Source organism: Streptomyces sp. NPDC058964, from assembly GCF_042741275.1.
Taxonomy (GTDB): Bacteria; Actinomycetota; Actinomycetes; order Streptomycetales; family Streptomycetaceae; genus Streptomyces.
On the sequence record NZ_JBHYKH010000688.1, the window covers coordinates 1 to 3851 of the forward strand.

The following is a 3851-nucleotide window of genomic DNA, read 5'->3' on the forward strand; positions in this document are numbered from 1 at the left end:
CTCTTGCCCCCGGTGCCGTTGCCCTCGGTGAAGTCACCGCCCTGGAGCATGAACTGCGGGATCACGCGGTGGAACGGGGAACCCGCGTAGCCGAAGCCGTGCTCGCCGGTGGCCAGCTCGATGAAGTTCCTGGCGGTCTTGGGGGTGACGTCCTCGAAGAGCTCGAAGACGATGCGGCCCGCATCCTGGCCGTTGATGTCGATGTCGAAGTAAACCTTGGAATTGCTCATCCCCCCATTGTGACCTGAGGGCCCCGGCGATGCCGAACCGGCTTCCCGTTCAGCGTGTGGCGAGCAGTTCCAGGGTGTCGATCACGCGGTTCGAGAAGCCCCACTCGTTGTCGTACCAGGCGACCACCTTGACGTGGCGGCCGTCGACGCGGGTGAGGGCCGAGTCGAAGATGGACGAGGCCGGATTACCCGTGATGTCGGACGACACGAGCGGGTCGTCCGAGTACTCCAGGACTCCGGCGAGCGGCCCTTCCGCCGCCGCGCGGTACGCGGCCAGCACCTCGTCGCGCGTCACGTCGCGGGCGACGGTCGTGTTGAGCTCGACGATCGACCCCACGGGAACCGGCACGCGGATCGAGTCGCCCGACAGCCTGCCGTCGAGGTTCGGCAGGACGAGCCCGATCGCCTTGGCGGCACCCGTCGTGGTCGGCACGATGTTGACCCCGGCGGCACGCGCACGGCGGGCGTCGCGGTGCGGACCGTCCTGGAGGTTCTGCTCCTGCGTGTAGGCGTGCACCGTGGTCATGAAGCCGTGCTCGATACCGGCGAGGTCGTCGAGGACGGAGGCCAGCGGCGCGAGCGCGTTGGTCGTGCACGAGGCATTCGAGACGATCGTGTGCAGGTCCGGGTCGTACGCGTCGGTGTTCACCCCGAACGCGAGGGTGACGTCGGCGCCGTCCGACGGCGCACTGACGAGCACCTTCTTCGCACCCGCGTCGAGGTGGGCGCGCGCGGCCTTGGCCGACGTGAAGCGCCCCGTCGCCTCGAGCACGATCTCCACGCCGAGTTCGGCCCACGGCAGCTGTGCCGGCTCGCGCTCGGCGAGCACCTTGATGCGACGGCCGTCGACGACGAGGGTGTCCCCGTCGGCGGTGACCGGGCGGCCCAGCCGGCCGGCCGTCGAGTCGAACGCGAGCAGCCGCGCGAGGGTGGCGGGCTCCGTGAGGTCGTTGACGGCCACGACCTCGAGGGCGCTGTCACGTTCGAGCAGGGCACGCAGCACATTGCGTCCGATGCGGCCGAATCCGTTGATGGCGATGCGAGTCATGAGTGGTGTCCCTTCGGTTCGCCACCAGATTCGCGTCCGGCACCGCCCGGTGACAGCGGCGCGATCGCCATGGTTCAAAAGGATCGCGCCACGCGGTGGCGCTACTCGCCCTTGGCGAAGGTGCGCCGGTACTCGGTCGGCGTGGTGCCGAGGATGCGCTGGAAGTGCAGTCGCATGTTCGCGCCCGTTCCGAGACCGACGTCGGCGGCGATCTGCTCGACGCTCCGTTCCGAGCGCTCGAGCAGTTCCCGCGCCGTGTCGATACGGGCACGCATGACCCACTGCATCGGGGTGTACCCCGTGTCCTCGGCGAAGCGCCGCGAGAAGGTGCGCGGCGACACCGCCGCGTGCCGCGCGAGCACCTCGAGACTGAGGGCCTCGCCCAGTCGGTGCAGCGCCCACTCGCGGGTGGCGGCGAACCGCTCGCCGAGCGGCTCGGGCACGCTGCGCGGCACGTACTGCGCCTGGCCGCCGCTCCGGTAGGGCGCCGCGACGAGCCGGCGGGCCGCGTGGTTCGACGCGGCCACCCCGAGGTCGCCCCGGAGAATGTGCAGGCACAGGTCGATGCCCGAGGCGGCCCCGGCCGACGTCAGTACGCTGCCCTCGTCGACGAACAGCACGTTCTCGTCGACGCGGACGAGCGGGTGTTTCGCGGCGAGCGCCCGCGCGTAGTGCCAGTGCGTCGTGGCGCGCTTGCCGTCGAGCAGGCCCGTGGCGGCCAGTGCGAAGGCGCCCGTCGAGATGGCGGCGAGCCGCGCGCCGCGGTCATGGGCGGCGATCAGCGCGTCGACCACGGCCCGCGGCGGGTCGTCGCGGTCCGGGAACCGGTAGCCGGGAATGAACACGATGTCGGCCCACGCGAGCGCGTCGAGGCCGTGGGCGACGCAGTACGACAGTCCGTCGCCACCGGTCACCAGACCGGGTGCCGCCCCCGACACCCGTACCTCGTACGGCATGCTCGCGCGGGTCGTGAACACCTGGGCGGGTATGCCGACGTCGAGGGGCTTCGCGCCGTCGAGCACGAGGACGGCGACGCGATGCAGGGGGGAGGCGGGCACGGGAACAGGGTACGAGGGGGCGTGAGGGGTTGGGGGGTGTGCCTTGGGATCACGCTGGACGAGTCGGTGCTTCGCGGTCCCGGGAAGGACGGCTGCCGTCGTCCGGCCTCTGCCGGAGAACGCGTACGCCCACCAGCCTGGATGTCGAATCAGTGTTCCATTTATTGGGTGTGGCGGGTTAAGGTCGCGTTCTGCGAGATCTTGTACGGAGGCGCCCCGGATGGAGAAGAACGAGCCCGCCCGACGGGGCCGTCCACCAGGCCCGCGCACTGCTGAGGGAGAGCTGACGAGCCGCCAGGAGGCGATCGTCCGCTACATCACGGCCACGGTGGACCGGCAGGGCTACCCGCCCTCGATGCGGGAGATCGGCGCGGCCGTGGAGCTCGCCAGCACCTCCTCGGTCGCCCACCAGCTGATGACGCTGGAGCGCAAGGGCGTCCTCTACCGTGATCCGCACCGGCCCCGGGCGTACCGGGTACGACCCTCGTGGGCACCCGACCTCGGCGGCAAGGGTTCGGCGCCGGTCGAGGTCCCGCTCGTGGGACGGATCGCCGCCGGCGCGCCGCTGCTCGCCGACGAGATGGTGGAAGACGTCTATGCCCTGCCCCGCCAGGTCGTGGGGGAGGGCGACCTGTTCGCCCTGACCGTGAGTGGCGACAGCATGATCGACGCGGCCATCTGCGACGGCGACATCGTGACCGTTCGGCGTCAGGACAGCGCCGACCACGGAGACATCGTCGCCGCACTCATCGAGGACGAGGCCACGGTCAAGGTGCTGCGCCGTCAGGACGGGCAGGTGTGGCTCATGCCGCGCAATCCCTCCTACGCCCCGATTCCCGGCGACGAGGTGCAGATTCTCGGCAAGGTCGTGGGCGTGCTCCGCCTGCTCTAGTGCTCCTGCTCCCGCTCCGGTGACTCGGCGGCGTTTCGCGGGGGCTCTGCTACGAGAACGGGCCGTCGGCGGTGAATCTGCGCAGGTGGCGGGCGAACATCTCGGCTTCGCCCGGCGGCCATGAGGACAGGCCCGTCATGATGTGGGCGGCGAGCCGGGCGCGCAGCTCTGTCACCGTGCTGTGGCCCTGTTCGGTGAGAACGAGCAGGTGGGCGCGCCGGTCGGTGGGGTCTGGCTCGCGGCGGACGAGTCCGGCCGCCTCCAGGCGGGAGGCGCGTCGGGTCACTCCGGAGCGATCGATGCCGGCGTCGGCGGCCAGGTCGGCCGCGCTGCGTGGCCCGGTCCGGGCCAGTGCGCTGAGTACCGGGTATGTCAGTTCGTCGACCGCGTCACCCATGCCGTCGGTGAGCTGCTTGTGCAACTGGGTGCGCGTCGTGCGCCTGAGCAGGACGGCCAGCGCGTCCGCGATCTCATGTCCTACTTCGTTCTCCACACCGCAAGAATAGCGTGCGCCACGCACGCTTCCGCTGCTACAGTCGTGGGGGTTACCGGGGCCCGGCCCGCCAAAATCACAGGATATTGACCCCCGAGGGATAGCCCCTGAGCTCACAGGGGAAAAACCC

Annotated in this window: 5 protein-coding genes; 1 reads left to right on the plus strand and 4 read right to left on the minus strand. The window is 70.4% G+C overall.

Features of this window, described 5'->3' with window-relative positions; genetic code table 11:
• The 3 genes from ACFW2E_RS43030 to ACFW2E_RS43040 form a co-directional block, all read right to left on the minus strand.
• The coding region (locus ACFW2E_RS43030; protein WP_384476488.1) for a peptidylprolyl isomerase at positions 1-230 on the minus strand (230 nt) is incomplete at its 3' end.
• Positions 231-279: 49 nt separating this feature from the next.
• Positions 280-1278, minus strand: a complete 999-nt coding sequence (gene gap, locus ACFW2E_RS43035) for a type I glyceraldehyde-3-phosphate dehydrogenase (RefSeq protein ID WP_384476491.1) — start codon at positions 1276-1278, stop codon at positions 280-282.
• Positions 1279-1379: 101 nt separating this feature from the next.
• Positions 1380-2336 carry a GlxA family transcriptional regulator gene (locus ACFW2E_RS43040; protein ID WP_384476494.1) on the minus strand — a complete coding sequence of 319 codons (957 nt, stop codon included), beginning with the start codon at positions 2334-2336 and terminating at the stop codon, positions 1380-1382.
• Between the two features lie 220 nt (positions 2337-2556).
• Here ACFW2E_RS43040 and lexA point away from each other — a divergent pair, with 220 nt between their 5' ends.
• Positions 2557-3228 (plus strand): transcriptional repressor LexA, encoded by a 672-nt coding sequence (gene lexA, locus ACFW2E_RS43045; protein WP_384476497.1) that lies wholly within the window; start codon positions 2557-2559, stop codon positions 3226-3228.
• A gap of 49 nt (positions 3229-3277) precedes the next feature.
• Here the strand turns inward: lexA and ACFW2E_RS43050 are convergent, their stop codons facing one another.
• Positions 3278-3721, minus strand: coding sequence for a MarR family winged helix-turn-helix transcriptional regulator (locus tag ACFW2E_RS43050; protein WP_384476502.1), 444 nt, complete (start codon positions 3719-3721; stop codon positions 3278-3280).
• Between the last annotated feature and the right edge of the window lie 130 nt (positions 3722-3851).